The sequence below is a fragment of the Acinetobacter vivianii genome (assembly GCF_014635885.1).
Classification (GTDB): domain Bacteria; phylum Pseudomonadota; class Gammaproteobacteria; order Pseudomonadales; family Moraxellaceae; genus Acinetobacter; species Acinetobacter vivianii.
On sequence record NZ_BMDR01000002.1, the window covers coordinates 566376 to 585434 of the forward strand.

14 protein-coding genes are annotated in these 19059 nt (G+C 41.7%); 11 read left to right on the forward strand and 3 right to left on the reverse strand.

What is annotated here, in order from left to right:
- Window positions 1–1533 carry a pyridoxal phosphate-dependent decarboxylase family protein gene (locus IEV36_RS06370; protein ID WP_005258950.1) on the forward strand — a complete coding sequence of 511 codons (1533 nt, stop codon included), beginning with the start codon at window positions 1–3 and terminating at the stop codon, window positions 1531–1533.
- A gap of 88 nt (window positions 1534–1621) precedes the next feature.
- Here IEV36_RS06370 and IEV36_RS06375 read toward each other — a convergent pair whose 3' ends face one another.
- On the reverse strand, window positions 1622–2677 hold the full coding sequence (locus IEV36_RS06375) for a Rieske 2Fe-2S domain-containing protein (protein WP_005258948.1): 1056 nt from the start codon (window positions 2675–2677) through the stop codon (window positions 1622–1624).
- A gap of 439 nt (window positions 2678–3116) precedes the next feature.
- Here IEV36_RS06375 and IEV36_RS06380 point away from each other — a divergent pair, with 439 nt between their 5' ends.
- Entirely contained in the window at window positions 3117–4547 is a 1431-nt protein-coding gene (locus tag IEV36_RS06380) for an aldehyde dehydrogenase family protein (RefSeq protein ID WP_005258946.1), read from the forward strand.
- 70 nt (window positions 4548–4617) lie between these two features.
- Here the strand turns inward: IEV36_RS06380 and IEV36_RS06385 are convergent, their stop codons facing one another.
- Window positions 4618–5103, reverse strand: a complete 486-nt coding sequence (locus IEV36_RS06385; protein ID WP_004770243.1) for an Lrp/AsnC family transcriptional regulator — start codon at window positions 5101–5103, stop codon at window positions 4618–4620.
- A 133-nt stretch (window positions 5104–5236) separates the two neighbouring features.
- Here IEV36_RS06385 and IEV36_RS06390 point away from each other — a divergent pair, with 133 nt between their 5' ends.
- From IEV36_RS06390 to IEV36_RS06400, 3 genes are all read left to right on the forward strand, one after another.
- Window positions 5237–6958, forward strand: coding sequence for an alpha-keto acid decarboxylase family protein (locus IEV36_RS06390; RefSeq protein WP_005258945.1), 1722 nt, complete (start codon window positions 5237–5239; stop codon window positions 6956–6958).
- Between the two features lie 137 nt (window positions 6959–7095).
- Window positions 7096–8478, forward strand: coding sequence for an amino acid permease (locus IEV36_RS06395; protein ID WP_005258944.1), 1383 nt, complete (start codon window positions 7096–7098; stop codon window positions 8476–8478).
- A gap of 177 nt (window positions 8479–8655) precedes the next feature.
- Entirely contained in the window at window positions 8656–9774 is a 1119-nt protein-coding gene (locus tag IEV36_RS06400; RefSeq protein ID WP_005258943.1) for a DUF6670 family protein, read from the forward strand.
- A gap of 132 nt (window positions 9775–9906) precedes the next feature.
- Here IEV36_RS06400 and IEV36_RS06405 read toward each other — a convergent pair whose 3' ends face one another.
- Window positions 9907–10356, reverse strand: a complete 450-nt coding sequence (locus IEV36_RS06405; RefSeq protein WP_005258942.1) for an SRPBCC family protein — start codon at window positions 10354–10356, stop codon at window positions 9907–9909.
- Between the two features lie 343 nt (window positions 10357–10699).
- Between IEV36_RS06405 and IEV36_RS06410 the strand changes: the two genes are divergently transcribed.
- From IEV36_RS06410 to blp2, 6 genes are all read left to right on the forward strand, one after another.
- Complete coding sequence (locus IEV36_RS06410) at window positions 10700–11731, forward strand: substrate-binding domain-containing protein (RefSeq protein WP_005258941.1); 1032 nt, start codon at window positions 10700–10702, stop codon at window positions 11729–11731.
- A 99-nt stretch (window positions 11732–11830) separates the two neighbouring features.
- A complete protein-coding gene (gene pstC, locus IEV36_RS06415; RefSeq protein ID WP_004770234.1) occupies window positions 11831–13210 on the forward strand; it encodes a phosphate ABC transporter permease subunit PstC in 1380 nt (459 codons plus the stop codon).
- Complete coding sequence (pstA, locus tag IEV36_RS06420) at window positions 13207–14595, forward strand: phosphate ABC transporter permease PstA (RefSeq protein ID WP_005258940.1); 1389 nt, start codon at window positions 13207–13209, stop codon at window positions 14593–14595. Before pstC ends, pstA begins: the two co-directional genes overlap by 4 nt.
- A 14-nt stretch (window positions 14596–14609) precedes the next feature.
- The gene (pstB, locus tag IEV36_RS06425) at window positions 14610–15524 is read left to right on the forward strand and encodes a phosphate ABC transporter ATP-binding protein PstB (protein ID WP_004770231.1); all 915 of its coding nucleotides are present in this window, start codon (window positions 14610–14612) and stop codon (window positions 15522–15524) included.
- 145 nt (window positions 15525–15669) lie between these two features.
- On the forward strand, window positions 15670–16632 hold the full coding sequence (gene sohB / locus IEV36_RS06430; RefSeq protein WP_032810292.1) for a protease SohB: 963 nt from the start codon (window positions 15670–15672) through the stop codon (window positions 16630–16632).
- Between the two features lie 239 nt (window positions 16633–16871).
- A complete protein-coding gene (blp2, locus tag IEV36_RS06435; RefSeq protein ID WP_005258939.1) occupies window positions 16872–19055 on the forward strand; it encodes an Ig-like repeat protein Blp2 in 2184 nt (727 codons plus the stop codon).
- The last annotated feature ends 4 nt before the right edge of the window (window positions 19056–19059 follow it).

Below are 19059 nucleotides of genomic sequence, written 5' to 3' on the forward strand. Positions count from 1 at the left end.
ATGGTTGATTTTGCAGAACATCGTAAAGCGTTACTCTGCAATGATGCTCAATCTATTGCTGACTATCAGTCAGCAATGGGCGAGGCGGTAAATGCCGTTTCAGCATGGTTGCAAAATGACAAAATGTACACCGGTGGCAGCATCAAGGATTTGCGCGAAGCAATCTCTTTTGCTCCTTCAAAAGAAGGCTTGGGTGTACAGCAGTCGTTACAACGTATGGTTGAGCTTTTCCTCAACAAAAGCTTGAAAGTACATCATCCACATTCACTTGCACATTTACACTGCCCAACCATGGTGATGAGCCAGATTGCGGAAGTGTTGATCAATGCGACCAACCAATCAATGGACTCATGGGATCAAAGCCCAGCGGGTTCTTTGATGGAAGTACAGTTAATTGACTGGCTTCGTCAAAAAGTGGGTTATGGTGCAGGTCAGGCGGGTGTGTTCACTTCTGGTGGTACGCAATCAAACCTGATGGGTGTATTACTGGCACGTGACTGGTGCATCTCGAAAAACTGGAAAGACGAAAATGGCAAGCCATGGTCTGTTCAGCGTGATGGCATCCCGGCAGATGCAATGAAAAACGTCAAAGTCATCTGTTCTGAAAATGCACACTTCTCTGTGCAAAAGAACATGGCGATGATGGGCATGGGCTTCCAGTCTGTTGTGACTGTGCCTGTGAATGAAAATGCACAAATGGATGTCGATGCACTGGAAAAAACCATGGCGCATCTTCAAGCTGAAGGCAAAATCGTCGCGTGTGTTGTTGCAACTGCGGGTACGACAGATGCTGGTGCGATTGATCCACTCAAGAAAATCCGTGACATTACCACGAAGTATGGTTCATGGATGCACATTGATGCAGCTTGGGGCGGTGCACTGATTCTTTCAAATGACCATCGTGCAATGCTAGATGGTATTGAATTATCAGACTCAATCACGCTTGATTTCCATAAGCATTATTTCCAAAGCATTAGCTGTGGCGCTTTCTTGTTGAAAGACGAAGCCAACTATCGCTTTATGCATTATGAAGCAGAATATCTTAACTCTGCTTATGATGAAGAACACGGTGTACCTAACCTTGTATCTAAATCATTGCAAACGACTCGTCGTTTTGATGCATTGAAATTATGGATGACCGTTGAAGCATTAGGCGAAGAGCTTTATGGTTCAATGATCGATCATGGTGTGAAATTAACACGTGAAGTTGCTGATTATATTAAAGCAACAGCAGGTTTGGAATTGCTGGTTGAACCACAATTCGCTTCAGTTCTGTTCCGTGTAGTACCAGAAGGTTATCCTGCTGAATTCATCGATAGCTTGAACCAGAACGTTGCAGATGAACTGTTTGCACGTGGTGAAGCGAATATTGGTGTGACTAAAGTTGGTAATGTTCAATCATTGAAAATGACCACTTTAAGTCCAGTTGCAACGCTTGAAAACGTTCAGAACTTGCTGGCACTTGTGCTTGCAGAAGCTGATCGTATTAAAGATGCAATTGCTGCGGGAACTTATGTTCCAGCGATTGATTAATTTCAGTCTGGCAGATACATCGAAATAAAAAAGAGGTCCATTCAGGGCCTCTTTTTTATTTCGGATTAAAATTAAATTTAAGCATGGATTAGGCTGCAAACATTGGATTGAATCCCATTTTCCTTAGAAGTCGGCGATACATGCTTGAGCTACGATCTGCGGGAAAGTGAGCTTCCATCGATAAATCCAAAGGCAGATATTCAGGTTTCTGTGTTTCGACAATGAGTCGATCTTCTTCAAAAATTTGCAAATTAAAGGTATAGGCATCCTCAACAGGTAAGTCTTTGTCATAATTACGGCAGATTGGTGCAAATAGCCGAGTTTGTCTGGCGCTTACGGGAGACGCGGCATTCATGATCACCTGTTTGCTTTGATTTGGGAAATGGATGGTGAGCGTTGCAGTAAAAGGCAGGCTGATTTCAAAATGTCGGAGCCAGTTAAAATTGTCTTGCCCACGTTGCGCTGTTCCGATCGGATAGCGACCGACACTGCTGATATAATCCGCACTGAATCCATAACTGGTTTCTGTGGTGCTATAGTCTGGCACTTCAACATCGTCAGGGTCGCCAAAAGTATCAGGATGGACCCAAGCAAAATGAGCGACATCAATAAATCCTTCTAACTGACGACCAGCAAAACAATTCAGATCTACAAACGGACATACCAGTTGCTGATAGTCTGAATCATCCCAGTACGGCATGTCAGGAATGACAGGTTTATCATCAGGACCAGCTGCTAAGCAGCACCAGATCAGTCCATACTTTTCAGTGGCAGCATATGTTTTTAAATGGAAGCGATCAGAAATTTTATGCTGTGGATGCGCTGGAATACGGTTGCATTTACCTTCATGCCCAAAGCGTAATCCGTGATAGCGACAGACGATGCCTTGACCGTCATGATGCCCAAGGCTCAGCGGCACCCCACGATGTGGGCAAACATCTTTTGCAACAATGAGTTCATCTCCCATTTTGTAGATGACCAATGGCATATCGAGCAACATGGCTGCCGTTGGTTGTTCCGAAATATCACGGGCGAGCGCAATCGGATACCAGTGCTGAGCAAGCAATTGCCAATCATGCTCTGAAAAAGTCATATGCACGGGTAAATCTATAGGATTAAAGCTTGCGATCACTTTGCTGTTCATCTTCTTATCTTCTGGCTCATTTGTGTTGAATATAACTAAGCCAGCCGTTCTAAGAAATTTCAATTAATTGAATGATGTGTTGCTACTTTTAGAACACTGGATCTGAACTTAAATTATGCAGTTAGGGTTGGAGATAGGCTGTTATTGATATGACACATGAATATTCATTGAGCCTCGTTTTCATATCAATCATGTCTACAGCCGATACGATGGTTTTTTATGATAACTCAGTAGAGAAATGTAGCTGTTATGCACAAACTGTGCATTTTGAATCTGAATCAGAAATAATTATGCATAAACTGTGGTGCACAAATTCCATATTGTAGTGATAGATGCTCAATATTTTGATGGATAGATGTCATCCATTTTGTACTTACGGCCTATAGCGTAGGTTCGATAAGACAAAAATCATGATTACAATGAACAGAAGGAACAAGGCATGCAACAATTGAATATGCAAAACGAATTTAAACTTATTATTGACGGTCAATCTTGTTTAGGTGAACAAGGTGAACTTGATATTATTAATCCTGCAACAGGCACGGTTGCAGCAAGTTGTGCCAAAGCTTCTGTTGCTCAGGTGAATCAAGCGATCGCTGCGGCAAAGCAAGCATTTAAAAGCTGGCAGCGTTGTCCGCATGAAGAACGTAAAAATATACTCAACAAAATTGCCGATGGTATAGAAAAGCACGCTGAAACTTTGGCTGAATTGGTAGTATTGGAACAAGGTAAGCCATTGGCATTGGCACAAATGGAAGTGCAGGGTGCGATTGGCTGGACACGTTATACCGCAAGTCTGGACTTACCCGTGGATGTCTTGGAAGATAGCGAGCAGAAACGTATTGAACGTCAGTATCAACCTTTAGGTGTGGTTGCTTCAATCACGCCGTGGAACTGGCCGCTGATGATTGCCGTCTGGCATATCATGCCTGCTTTACGTGCAGGTAATGTGGTCATCAATAAACCTTCTGAATTTACACCTTTAGCCACTTTAAAGCTGTGTGAAATCATTCAGCAAGAAGTGCCAGCAGGTGTTATCTCGATAGTGGTTGGTGATGGCGAAATAGGTGAAGCACTATCAACCCATCCAGACATAAAAAAGGTTGTTTTTACTGGTTCGACCAAAACTGGCCAACATATTATGTCTGGTTCAGTAAAGACCTTAAAACATTTAACGCTAGAGCTTGGCGGTAATGATGCGGGTATCGTATTACCAGATTCAGATCTCGACCAGATTGCCCAACGTATTTTTAATGTCGCATTTTTAAATGCAGGGCAAACCTGTGCTGCCTTAAAACGTCTATATGTACATGAAAGCCAATATGATGCTTTAGCACAAAAACTTGCTGAGATTGCCAATGCACAAATCCTTGGTGATGGCATGGCATCTGAAACCACCTTTGGGCCAGTACAAAACCAGATGCAATATCAGAAAGTTAAAGCTTTGATTGCTGATGCGATTACACAGGGCGCGAAGGCTTTATCGGGTGATCAAGCATTACCTGAACAGGGCTATTTTATTGCACCGACTATTCTCACAGGACTGGATGAAACATGCCGCGTCGTACAAGAAGAGCAGTTTGGCCCAGTGTTGCCGATTCTCAAATATACCAGCATTGATGATGCGATCGCGCGCGCCAATGCGAGTGAATTTGGATTGGGTGGATCCATCTGGTCGAGTGATCTGAAAGCAGCACAATTCTATGCAGCGCAGCTTGAATGCGGCACAGTCTGGATTAATACCCATGCTGAAATTGTACCGCATGCACCTTTTGGTGGTTGGAAAATGTCTGGTGTCGGTGCCGAATTTGGTATGGAAGGGTTAATGGAAAATACCATTGGGCAAACGCTGCATATCAATAAAGTTTAAGTTTTTTATAATTTTAAGGCGGATTCGATATCCGCCTTTTTGTTTTTATTGATGCTCGCTATCGCTCGACTTAAGTCGCAGGGTGATAGCTATGGCTTTTGGCTTTACTCATAAAATGATTCTGTTCCTTGATTTTTTTTAACACAATGTAAGATTTAATATGTCCAATAAAACCATAAGATAGCAGCCGCTCTGTGACAAACTGGGAAAGCTGTTCCAGATTTTCCGCTACCACTTTTAAAATAAAATCAGCATCGCCACTAATTGAAAAGGCATCCTGAATATTGTCTTCTGCCTCAATCAAATCCTGAAATGCTTGTTGTGACTTGGCTTCATGGATGCGCAGATTAATATGGATCATCGCTGTCACCTCCAAACCTAAAGCCTGTTGGTGAATGCGCGCAGCATAACCTAGAATCACGCCTTTTTGCTCCAGTAGCTGCCGTCGTCTGGAACACTGAGAAGCAGATAAACCGATTAAATCTCCCACTTCCTGATTGGTGAGCCGTCCATTCTTTTGTAATGCCTGAATGATTTGCCAGTCGAACTTATCCATTGCATAAAATCCTTTTATGATACACAAATATTGTATTTTTATTAAAATGCGTTTTCATTATGCACGAAATCTAAAAGGTAGATGAAATATTATTTTTCTATGGAATAAAAATGGCCTCAAAGGATATAGAGTGATGTTCATAGAAATTGGTGACTTTTTAAATCTTCGTCTTAAGCAAATGGGTATCCTGCACCTCTTTGGCGTACCTGGTGATTTTAACCTTTCCTATCTCGAACAAGTTGAAGCGGACTCACAACTCGAATTTATTGGTAATTGTAATGAATTAAACGCTGCATATGCAGCAGACGGTTATGCACGGATCAACGGTTTTGCAGCCTTGACCACTACCTATGGTGTGGGCGATTTAAGTGCGATTAATGGTATTGCAGGGGCTTATGCCGAAAATGTTCCTGTGGTGCATATCTCAGGTATTCCACCGTTGCATGTGGTTCAGAAGGGCACTTTGGTACATCACACATTGGTGGATGGTAATTACGACAATATCATGAACTGTATGAAAGAGTTCACTGTGGCACAGACGCGTTTAACGCCTGCCAATGCTGCATTTGAAATTGATCGTGTGTTACGTCAGTGTTTTCTTGATCGTCGCCCAGTTCATATCCAGCTGCCTTCAGATATTACCCACGTCAAAATTGAAGTGACAGATCGCCCGTTGGATTTGTCTTATCCGGCGGTTGAGCCTGAGCTGCTACAAAGTGCTGTGGCGAAGCTGTGTGAAGTGATTGGTTCTGCTAAAAATCCAGCATTGTTAATTGATAATGAAGCGTCAGTATTTGGGGTGACCTCATTGCTGAATGATTTATCGCAGAAATGTTCGATTCCTTTTGCCAGCATGCTCACCGCGAAAAATATTATGGACGAAGGTTCACCACGTTATGTGGGGACGTATGTTGGTGGCGCAAGCCAGCCGAATGTTCGTAGTACCATTGAGCAATCCGACTGCCTGATTGGTGTTGGGGTACGTTTTTCTGATGTGGGCACGGGCGTATTTACCCATCAGATCGCCACCGAAAATTATATTGAAATCAAACCCTATGCCTTGACGATTTTCGGTCAGGATTATCCAGGCATTGAGATTGGACAACTTTTGGTTGAACTGAATAAGAAAGTTGCGCCACGCAAACTCATCAAACCCATTCTAGAAAAACAACAACCACAAGTCATCGATGTTCCAGAACAGCAAAAGCTCAGTCAAGACATTCTCTGGAATGCGGTCGCTGATTTTCTTAAAGAAGATGATGTCATTATCGGAGAGGTCGGTACTTCGAACTCAGCTTTGGCAGGCTTAAAGCTACCTGCAACAGCTAAATATATTGCCCAGCCACTTTGGGGTTCGATCGGTTATACCTTACCAGCTTTACTCGGCAGTTTATTGGCTGCACCAGAACGTCGTCAGATTCTGTTTATTGGTGATGGTTCGTTCCAGTTAACCGTACAGGAACTTTCAACCATTATCCGTCATGGGCTTAAACCCATTATCTTCTTATTGAATAATGGCGGTTATACCATCGAACGTTTGATCATGGGGGAAAATGCAGCCTATAACGATATTCAAAACTGGCACTATACCGAAATCCCAGGTGTCTTTAATGGCAAACATCAATATAAGAGCTGTGTGGTTGAAACAGCAGGCCAACTTAAGCAGACCTTGGACATGATGCATCAGTTTGATGGTCTGACTTTTATCGAATTAAAGCTTCCTGCAATGGATGCGCCATTGAGCCTGAAGAAGTTTGCTTCGGTGATTGCACGCTTTGACTATGGGGATCGTGGCTATGAAATTCTCAAGCAGCGTTCTCAAAAGATCCCCTATCAAAAAGTGATTTCGTTCTAGTTCATTGAGAAGACAGGAAAGTCTTCAAATTTATAAATTGATAAGAAAGCGAATGAGGTTCGAAGCCGAGTAATTGGCTTCGGATCTAACGCTGCATAAAGGTGTACAGGATGTGACACACACATTGGAGTTAAGTGATGGATGTAGACAATAAACATGAGTTAAAACAAGGTCTATCCAATCGGCATATTCAGTTGATTGCGCTAGGTGGTGCGGTAGGCACAGGATTGTTTTTAGGCATCTCGCAAACCATTAAATTGGCGGGGCCGTCGGTTCTACTTGGATATGCATTGGCAGGTGTCATTGCTTTTTTAATTATGCGCCATTTAGGTGAAATGGTGGTCGAGGAACCAGTGAGTGGTTCCTTTAGTTATTTTGCCAATAAATATTGGGGCCCAATGGCTGGCTTTATGTCTGGCTGGAATTATTGGGTGCTTTATGTGCTGGTCAGTATGGCCGAACTGAGTGCGATTGGTACCTTTGTGCAGTTTTGGTGGCCCGAGCTACCCACATGGATCACGGCTTTATTCTTTTTTCTACTGATTAACGGGATCAATCTGGTCAATGTCCGCTTCTTTGGAGAATCTGAGTTCTTATTCTCCTGTATCAAGATTATTGCCATCCTGAGCATGATTGGTTTTGGACTTTATTTATTGATCTCTGGCAGTGCAGGCCCGCAAGCGAGTGTTGCAAACTTATGGCAATTCGGTGGCTTTTTTCCAAACGGCATGCATGGTTTTATTATGGCGATGGCGGTGATCATGTTTGCTTTTGGTGGTCTTGAGTTGATTGGTATTACTGCGGCTGAGACCAAAAATCCAGATAAAACCATTCCTAAAGCGGTGAACCAGATTGTTTATCGTATCCTGATTTTCTATATCGGTGCGATTGGCGTATTGCTGTGTTTATTTCCGTGGAATCAGTTGGCGGAAGGTGGTAGTCCTTTTGTTCTTATTTTCCAGTCCTTGGATAGCCATGGTGTCGCAAATGTTTTGAACTTTGTGGTGCTGATTGCGGCGATTTCAGTTTATAACAGCTGTATTTATTGTAATAGCCGTATGCTACATGGTTTGGCAATGCAGGGAAATGCACCTAAAATCCTGCAAAAGGTTAATCGTCGTGGGATTCCAATGGCAGCAGCTATTGTTTCTGCTTCCGTGACAGCACTTTGTGTGGTGGTGAATTACTTGATGCCAGGCAAAGCATTCCAGTTTTTAATGATGCTGGTAGTGGCAGCTTTGGTGGTGAACTGGTTAATGATTTCATGGACGCATCTTAAATTTAGAAAAGCCATGCAACAGCAGCAACATATGACCAAGTTTAAAAGCATTTTTAGTCCTTGGAGTAATTATCTCACCATCGGTTTTATCTTCGGTATTTTACTGATCATGAGCTTAACCCCTGATATGCGACCAGCAGTGGTGCTTGTTCCAATCTGGCTTGCTATTTTGGCGGTGGTGTATGTGTTCAAATATAAGAAAAAAGAAGTGATGTCGACAGAAGTTCAGCCGAATGTTTGAGTCTGAACTGGTCTGACAGTTGAAAAAAAGGAGTTCAAATTTGAGCTCCTTTTTTTGTTCGTGCTGGAACAGGCTGTGAGAGTGCCATTTAAAAATGTCATGTTTTGTCTAAAAATTAGATTTTTCTCAATAAAAGTTTGCCAACAAATCTAGGTATTTTATAAGCAGGTATAAAAAATGAATAAAGATGATTTCAAGCGTATTGGAAATCACCTTAAAAAAGAGAACAATAAGATGTTTAATCAATGGCCTGCATTAATGAGTTTTATAAAGCCTTTACATAAAGTGCTGGACACACCTGCTATCTCATCTAAACAATCTTTATTTCAAGAATATGCTTTGGACTCTAAACATCGGGCTCAACAGCGCGGCTGGAGCCGTTACGGAATTATTATCCCGGATTTACCCGCACCGCATCATTTTTTCACTTTTCTTTCGATTATAAGTTCATCGGGGAATGACGCAGTTGAGTCTGATCCATTTTTAAAAACCGATTTGGGTGACAATGCCATGATCGTGGCCGGCACGGCTGCAAAAATGGCCCGACATTTCCAAAGTTATTCGACTCCACAAAATAGTCAGTCTTCTGCCAGTAATCCATTTTTTAAAGTGGGCAAAGACATCACGATAGAAGGAGCGTATCCAGATTATCATGTCGTGGTACGACAGTCTGAGTTTAAGCTTGATATTCGGTTAAAGAATGCAGATCAAGTTTCATGGTTTGTTCAAACGCCCATGTTTGATCATTTTAGTTTATTGTCTCATTATGAAGGCTATTGTCATTATCAGGGTGACATGCAAAAAATTTCAGGCTTATGCGCTTTTGAATATTCCTTTTGTACGGCATTCAATTCCTCCTCTCATCTTTCAAATCAAAAGATTCCACTGGATTTTAGTACCTATCATATTATTTCTTTAGATAAACACACGCAGCTTTTACTCAATGAAACCCATTTTGATGGACAAATAGTAGTGAATAAGGCTTTTCTCAGAAATCTTGAGAGCGACCATTTAAGACTAATAGCCGAATTTGAAGTATTGAGTTATCAGTCCCGTTTAGCTGTGGCTGAAGATGGACGTATTATCAAATTGCCTTATCAGTTTCAATGGATTGTAAAAAATATGGAAGGGCAGATTGAGATTCGTTTAAAAGGTGAAGTCGATACCCCTATGCTTTATGGGATTGGCGATGGTTATGTGGGTGGATATTTTTATGAAGGTGTCTATAAAGAACGCGTAATTGAAGGGCGTGGCTATATGGAATATGTGGATCGTCGAATCGAAAAGCAGGCCTAATCACTAGTGGATAAAAAGCGAATCGTACCTACACAATCTTTGTTGGTCTGATCAATCAATATGTTTAAGCATTGCATTATGAAAATAGTGCATGCGGATGCATGACCTATTTCCAGCAATAATGAGAGAGTCTCAAAAAGGCGGGAACTTATCATGCACAAGGTTAAGTTGAAGATCATGTTCCAGATAAGCTTTTAAACTATCCAATACTGTTGTAAAACCGCCAGTACTATCAATAATAAAAGCAATGAGTTCATCGCCCTGTAAGGCAATATTATAGTTCTGGATTCTGAGATAGGTTTGCGTTTCATTTATTTTTTCAAATCTAAAGTCCACGGTACTACTGGGTTCACCCCATTGGATCTGGATCAATTCATTTGCAATTATTTTTGTCACCATGACTTTTGTAGAAACTTGGTACTTCTCCCATGTCCAAGTCACTGTATGACCTTGTTCGAGTTTGCCTGTGGATGAGCTGAACCAGAATTTTGAGGTAATTTCAGGATCAATGAATGCTTCGAATACCTTAGAAACAGGTTTGCGAATCATCATTTGTGTTTCAATTGTGACAGGATTTGGCATTGTATCTGTCCTTTTTTATAGAGAATTGTCATAAAACATATATAAACTAACCTTCTAACCCAAGATGCTTTTTGTTAATTGAGATTTTTTGATGCTAGAAAAATTTAATTAAATTAAGTGGTTGTGTTTTTATTTCTCATTATTTATGACAAATGTGAAAGCTGGAATACGATTTTATGACGGATCACATGCTAAAAATAGATGGTGGAAAATGACCATCACAAAAGCGTCATAAAGTTGTCACTTAATTGTCATATTATCTGCTCAAAATGCAGTTAACCAAAGTACAACACTTAACTTGAAAAGAGTTGTAAATCAAATTGCATTAATGAGAGAAAACAGAATGCGCTTAAATCCACGTCACATCGCAATTGCATTAGCTGTATCTGGGGCAACTGTAGCAACGACTGCAAATGCAGCTCGTGATACGATTCAAATTGCTGGTTCATCTACTGTATTACCGTTTGCAAGTATTGTTGCTGAAGAGTTTGGCAACACTTTCCCTCAATTTAAAGCACCAGTTGTCGGTTCAGGCGGTACTGGTGGTGGTTTGAAACAATTCTGTCAAGGTGTTGGCGATAACACGATTGATATCGCAAATGCTTCACGTCAAATTAAAGATTCAGAATTGGATACATGTAAAAAATCTGGCGTAAACCAAGTACAAGAAATCAAAGTGGGTTACGACGGTATTGTATTCGCTTCAAATGTTAAAAAAGCAGTGTATAAATTAAAACCAGTTCATGTCTTCATGGCATTATCTGCACAATTACCATCAAATGGTAAATTGGTTCCAAACCCTTATACAAACTGGAATCAAATTGATAAATCATTACCAAATGAAGCGATCACTTTAGTGATCCCAGCTTCTAACCACGGTACACGCGAAGTTTTCCAAGAGAAAATGGTTGATGCGGGCTGTGAAGCATTTGATTACTACAAAAACTTAAGTAAAGATGACCAGAAGAAAGCATGTTCAACTTTCCGTAAAGATGGCCGTGTGATCGAGATTGCAGGCGACTATACTGAAACATTGGCTCGCTTGAAAACTTCTCCAAACGCTGTAGGTGTATTTGGTTTAGGTTTCTATGACTCAAACCGCGATAAATTACGCGTAGCAACAGTAAATGGTGTAACACCTTCAGAAAAAACAGTTTTGGATGGTAGCTACCTTGTTTCTCGTCCATTATTCTTCTACGTGAAAGGCGAACACTTGAAATCAATCAAAGGCTTGCCACAATTTGCAGAATTCTTCTTGAACAAGAAAATTTCTGGTAAAGGTTCTAAATTAGAAAAAGCTGGTTTGATTCCTTTAAGCGATAAAGAGCGTGCAAAAATCCTAGCTGATTTCAAAGCGGGTAAATCAGTTAAATAATATTGTTAAAAGGGAGGCTGGTGAGACTTAGGTTCATCAGCCTTTTTGTCTAGCTAAGTTTTTTCAAATCATGAAAATTGGGAAAACAGTGGAGATTACATGAATCTGCTACTTATCGGTGTGTTATTAGCCCTTGTGGCAATTGCATATCAAATCGGGCTGAGCAAAAGCCGTAACCTAGCAGGTAAGGGAAATAACTCAGCAGCACTACATTCTCGCCCAGGGTATTATGGGGCATTGGTTGCGCTGTGGTGTGGTGTTCCTGCTTTTTTAATTTTGATTATTTGGAACTTGGTTGAACCAAGTGTTTTACAACATATTATTTTTAATAATATCCCTGCTTCTGTAAGTTCAACTTTAGATGCGGCTGGGCGTGATGTATTAACCAGTCGTGTGCAAGCACTGGCTTCTGGTTTTGGGGTAACTGATCAGCCAGCAGCTTATGAGTTAGCAGCAGCACAAGAGCTTTCAAAATTCCAGACCATTGGTTCTTTTGCCAAATTGGCCGTTGTGATTAGTGCTGGATTGGCAGGTCTGGTTTGGGCAAAACGTCATGTTAGTCAACAATTCCGCGCACGTAACCAAGTTGAAAAGGCAGTTAATGTCGGTTTGATTTTGTGTTCTGGCGTCGCGATCCTGACCACGATTGGTATCGTGCTATCTATGCTGAATGAAGCATTGCACTTTTTCCGTTTCGTCAGTCCTTTTGATTTCTTCTTTGGTACCGAATGGAGCCCGGGCTTTAGTACATCTGGTAACGCAGAAGGAAGCTACGGCATTTTACCCTTAATCTGGGGTACCTTAATGGTGAGTGGTATCGCACTACTCGTTGCTGTACCAGTCGGATTGATGATCGCGATCTATTTGGCAGAGTATGCGTCTCCTAGTTTACGTGCTTGGGCAAAACCAGCGATTGAAGTATTAGCGGGTATCCCAACGATTGTTTACGGTGTATTTGCCTTAATGATCATTGGCCCATTCTTCAAAATGTTAGGTGAACAAGTCGGCTTACATATCAATGCGACCAGTGCACTGACCGCAGGCTTTGTAATGGGAATCATGATTATCCCATTCGTTTCTTCACTTTCAGATGACATCATTACACAGGTTCCACGTGCATTACGTGATGGTTCTTTGGGCTTGGGGGCAACCAAGTCTGAAACTATTCGCCAAGTGGTTTTACCTGCGGCTTTACCCGGAATTGTTGGGGCATTCCTGTTGGCCGCTTCTCGTGCGATTGGTGAGACCATGATTGTGGTATTAGCAGCAGGGAATAGTCCATTACTGCATGTGAATCCTTTAGAAGCCGTTTCAACAGTTACCGTAACGATTGTGAACCAATTAACTGGCGATACTGACTTTGCCAGCCCGCAAGCTTTAGTGGCATTTGCTCTAGGTTTAACGTTGTTTGTCATTACTTTGGGTCTAAACATTATTGCACTGTATATCGTGCGTAAATATCGTGAGCAATACGAATGAGTTCATCAAATACAACTTCTATGGATGCGTTAGATCCAAAAGTAGCTGCTGAACAACGTGAACAGCGCAAAAGAAAAATCCAGAGCTCTTTGGCTAAGCGTCATCGTCAGGAAAAGGCATTCCGTTTTTCTGGTTTTGCTGCGGTTGTGATTGGTCTTGCTTTTGTCGCTTTACTTTTCGGTAGTATTTTAAGTAAGGGCTTACCAGCATTTTGGCAAAATAGCCTAACTGTACCTGTATATTTCGATCCAGCAATTATCAATGCGGGTGCAAAACCAAAAATAACAGCAGGTGAAACACCCGCGCATTTTGAAGAGCGTATGGTGGCTTGGCAAACAGAGATGGGCATGGTGGATTGGGATGCTCTGATCGTGAATGGCGTGGTTGCTAAAGATAAGGCTTTAGAATCTCAACGTGATGAGTTAAGTAGTTTGTATACCAGCTCTGAAACCTATCGTCTTCGTGATATGGTGCTTAAAGATCCATCTTTAATTGGCACCAAAAAAGAAATTAAATTTTTGGCAGATGCGAATGTTGACGTCTGGTTAGCAGGAAATATTGATCGCTCTTTACCTGATGATCAACAACAGTTAAGCCCAGAGGTTCGTCAGCTGGCAGATAAATTGAAAGCACAAGGCGTTATAACAAATAGCTTTAATACCAATTTGTTCTTTAGCCCAGACTCTCGTAGTTCTCCTGCAACCAGTGGTTTGGCGGGTGCATTCATGGGCTCATTGTTCATGATGCTGATCGTGATTGTGATCTCTATTCCGATTGGTGTTGCAAGTGCAATCTATCTTGAAGAGTTTGCGCCAAAGAACATGATGACCGATATTATTGAAGTTAACATCAACAACTTGGCTGCTGTTCCTTCAATCGTGTTTGGTTTGTTGGGTGCAGCGATCTTTATTAGCTGGATGCATTTACCATTATCTGCACCGCTAGTGGGTGGTCTGGTATTGAGCCTAATGACTCTGCCAACCGTGATCATTACCACACGTGCATCGTTAAAAGCAGTACCTCCTTCGATTCGTCAGGCCGCTTTGGGTCTCGGGGCTTCAAAGGTTCAAACTATTTTCCATCATGTTCTGCCTTTAGCATTACCGGGGATTTTAACTGGTGCAATTATTGGGGTGGCGCAAGCATTAGGTGAAACGGCTCCATTATTATTAATTGGTATGAGTGCTTTTGTTGCAAGCGTTCCGACAACGCCATTAGATCAGGCGACTGCATTACCTGTACAAATTTATTTATGGCAAGGTAATGAATTGCGTAACTTCTTTGAAGGGCGTACAGCAGCAGCGATTATTGTGTTGCTTGCACTCATGATCAGTTTAAATGGCCTTGCTATCTGGCTCCGTAAGAAATTTGAAGTGCGTTGGTAATTGAGGAGAGTACAATGAATACGATTGATATTATGAACGCCGTAGAAAAGGATAAATCAGTGAATCCACAGCAAACAGAATTTACGTCATCTGAAGCGCAAGTTAAGCAATCAAATACTGCATTTGTCTCTCAGTTCGAAACGGCGGCTTCAACTAAGAAACCTCAGACAAGTGAAGTGAAAATCAGTACCAAAGATGTTCATGTGTACTATGGTGAAACTGAGGCAATCAAAGGGATTGATCTGGATGTATACCAAAATGAAGTAATTGCATTCATTGGGCCATCAGGTTGTGGTAAATCGACTTTCTTGCGTACTCTGAACCGTATGAATGACACGATTGACAGCTGTCGTGTAACGGGTAAGGTGACACTCGATAATCAAGATATCTATGATCCAAATCTTGATGTCGTTTTACTTCGTGCACAAGTGGGTATGGTATTCCAGAAGCCAAACCCATTCCCGAAATCTATTTTTGATAATGTTGCGTATGGCCCTAAATTGCATGGTTTGGCACGTGACAAATACGACTTGGAAGAAATCGTAGAAAACAGCTTGCGTAAAGCGGGCTTATGGGAAGAAGTCAAAGATCGTTTAAGTCAGCCAGGTACTGGTTTGTCGGGTGGTCAACAGCAACGTCTATGTATTGCCCGTACCATTGCAGTAAGCCCAGAAGTGATTTTGATGGATGAACCATGTTCAGCACTTGATCCAATTGCGACAGCAAAGATTGAAGAACTGATCTCAGAACTTTCAGAGCAATATACCATTGCAATCGTGACTCACTCGATGCAACAGGCGGCACGTGTTTCTGACCGTACCGCTTACTTCCATTTGGGTGATTTGATCGAAGTAAACTCGACTGAGAAAGTCTTTACTCAACCTGACCATCAATTGACTGAAGCGTATATTACAGGTCGTTTTGGTTAATAAAACCCAGATCAATCAAAGAGCCTACGGGCTCTTTTTTTATTATATAAATGAAAATAAATCTATTTTTCAAATTCACTATTGAATTTTTATTCAGCAGGCCACATCTTAGATGGATAAAGCCGAATTTATAGAGCATTACTGTATGTTATTCCATTTACCTAAATTTCCCGCTGAAATTCGTATTAGTCATTTAAATGCGCGTGTGAATGAACAAAGAAAAAAAATTGCGCAAACAACAGCTTCTCGTTTGGAATTACTGCAACTGGTGCAACAACTTGCCAAAGAAGCAAAAGTTCGTCGTAAGAATGATCAAAAAATTTACGTACTCGATTTTAAAGGAGACGTACAAGCCTCTGCCGTTGATACGATTCGTGAAGAAATCACCTTGATCTTGGCAACTGCAAAAGCTGGACATGACCGCGTTGTTGTTCGTCTGGAAAGTCCGGGTGGCATGGTGCATGGGTATGGTCTGGCAGCAGCCCAACTGGTGCGTTTACGCGATGCGGGTTTTCATGTCACGATCTGCGTAGATAAAGTTGCAGCGAGTGGCGGCTATATGATGGCGTGTATTGCTAATGAAATCATCTCAGCACCATTCGCTGTGGTAGGTTCAATCGGCGTGGTTGCCCAAGTGCCTAACTTTAATCGGTTGTTAAAACAACACAATGTTGATTTTGAACTGTACACCGCAGGCGAATACAAACGTACTGTTACTATGTTTGGTGAAAATACGCCAGAAGGTAAGGCGAAGTTCGAAGAAGAGTTACAGCAAACGCATGCTTTATTTAAGCACTTTGTAGAGAAATATCGTCCACAACTGGATGTTGCAAAAGTCGCAACAGGTGAGCACTGGTATGGCGAAGATGCGCGCGAGTTGAATCTGGTTGATACCTTACAGACTTCAGACGAATACTTGCTGAGCCTACTGCCAAAACATGATATCTATGTGATTAACACGCGTAAACGCCCAACCTTTGGCGAAAAGCTCGGTTTACAAGCTGCGCAAATGGCTGAGAGTTTGGTTCCAGCTGTGATGAGTAAAATTACAGATAGTCTTGCGAAAGCAAACAGCACGCTTGTCCAAATGCGTGATCCAAAATTCTAATTGAAGCGTTTTAAAGAAAACCAGTCTGATGAGGCTGGTTTTTTTATATGAATTAAAAATATAGGTTATTTTTTACAGTCTGTTTTTTGAACGTATGGTCAATTTAAATTAAACAGAACAAAAGCGATTGAATAGATTGTTGTTCAGAGAATGTTTTGATATTTTAAATGCAGATGAATTACTTAACTATTCATTAATCGACAAATAGATAAAAATATAATTGATAAGTGAGCATAAAAATGACAAGAGTTGTCGTTTCTTCGAAGAAAAATTCGAATATTTTACAAGATGGACAGATAAAAGCGGTCATTCTAGATCAGCCTTCGATTGTCCAGATTGGTGTAAATCAGGACGATATCAAATCTATTATGAAACAAGGTAATGATCTTGTCATTACACTAAAAAACGGTGAAAAAATCATTATTAGTGATTTTTATACTGATGCAAATGTTACTGAACATACTTTGGCTTTTCCTGAAGAAGACGGAAGCTATAGCATTGCTCAATTTGATGATTCGGGCCAGTTCATCCGTTATGTGCCGACAACACAACTGACTCAATTTGCTTATACACAGCCACCTTCACAGACGATCGCAACGTCAGATGGTGCAGAAGACTTAGGCATTACCAAATCGCAATTGCTCAAAGCAGGATTGGTCGCTTTAGCAGCAGAAGGGTTATATTTGCTGGCTGTCAAAGATGATGATGATGATAAAAAAGACAGTAACAACAATAACAAACCGATTGATTTAACACCGCCAGACACACCTACGGCAACTTTAGGCGCTGATACACAGACCATCACAGGAAAAGCTGAAGCAAACGCCAGAATTGAAGTTAAAGATGTTACAGGTAAGGTGATTGCAACTGGACAAGCTGATGCAGAAGGCAATTATACGGTCAAGCTGGATCAGCCTTTAGTTAATGGCGGCAGGGTTGGAGTAACCGCGATTGATAGCGCTGGAAATGCTTCAAAGATGGCTGTAGTAACGGGAAATAAGGATACCATTGCACCAGATGCACCTACCGCCCAGCTCAATGCAGATGGAACTATCGTAACAGGTAAGACAGAGGCCAATGCCAAAGTCTCTATTTATGATGCAGATGGCAAGTTGCTTGGTACCGTCACCGCAAATAAACAGGGTTTATATTCGATTAAGGTTTCACCTCCATTGACCAGCGAGAAGGGCGGAACTGTTGTTGCAGAGGACGCGGCAGGAAATAAATCGACACCTTCAAAAGTTTTTGCGGGCAAAGATACAGTTGCACCTGATCAACCGACAGTTGAAGTGAATAAAGAAGGGACTTCAATCGTAGGTCGGGCGGAAGCCAATAGCAAAGTTGTGATCAAAGATGCGGATGGTAAGGTGATTGGGAGTGGTACTACAGATGCGCAAGGCAAGTTTGAGATTAGCCTGTCACCTGCTTTAGCTGCCGATAAAAAGGGTTCTGTCGTACTCGAAGATGCAGCTGGCAACGTCTCAAAACCTCTTGAAATCACCGCAGGTAAAGACACCATAGCGCCAGATAAAGCCGCAGCCCAGATTAACGCAGCGGGCGACACCGTAACAGGTATCGCTGAGGCAAATAGTAAAGTTGAAATCAAGGGCCCAGATGGCAAAACGATTGGGACAGGTACGGTTGGAGCCGATGGGAAATTTACCATCGCCATATCTCCAGCTTTAACTGATAAAAATATAGGTAAAGTGTACATCATTGATGCGGCTGGCAATCGTTCGGATGCCACCGATGTGCTGGGAGTCAAAGATACCATTGCACCCAATAAGCCTGTCTTGCAAACCGTCACTGATGATGTGGGGCCTGTAAAAGGCGCAGTTGCTGCGGGTGCAAATACCGATGATACCAAGCCGACACTATCGGGCATTGGTGAAGCAAAAGCGGTGCTGACGATTTATGATAATGGTCAACCCGTGGGTACTGTAACAGTCGGGGACAATGGGAAATGGAGTTTTAACTTTACCCAAGAGCTGGGATTAGGTACACATAAGATTACATTAACCCAGACTGATGCTGCGGGTAATATCAGTGAAATGAGTGATGGATTCAGCTTTAATGTTGTTGCCCCAACCACGACAGCATCACTACAAAGCGAAGCTCCAGAATCTGCTGTGGCACAAGCTTCATTGGTTGACTCCATCAATCTGGATGCTTTTCAAGCCAAACAGGTGGCTGCATCTCCTTCATCTTCAGCAGAAAAGTTAAACCTAAATGAATTGTTGTCTGTTCCTGAGCAATCAAGCAGTCAGGTGGACGATGTCTTAAATCAAATTATTTCGACTCAAACACCATCGACCACTGCAACAAGCTCAAGCAGTCATAATGTCGAAAGTTTTGATTTTGCCCAAACCATCAGGACAGATCCTTTAGACCAGTTGGATGTATTACAGCATTCAATTATCTAATCAA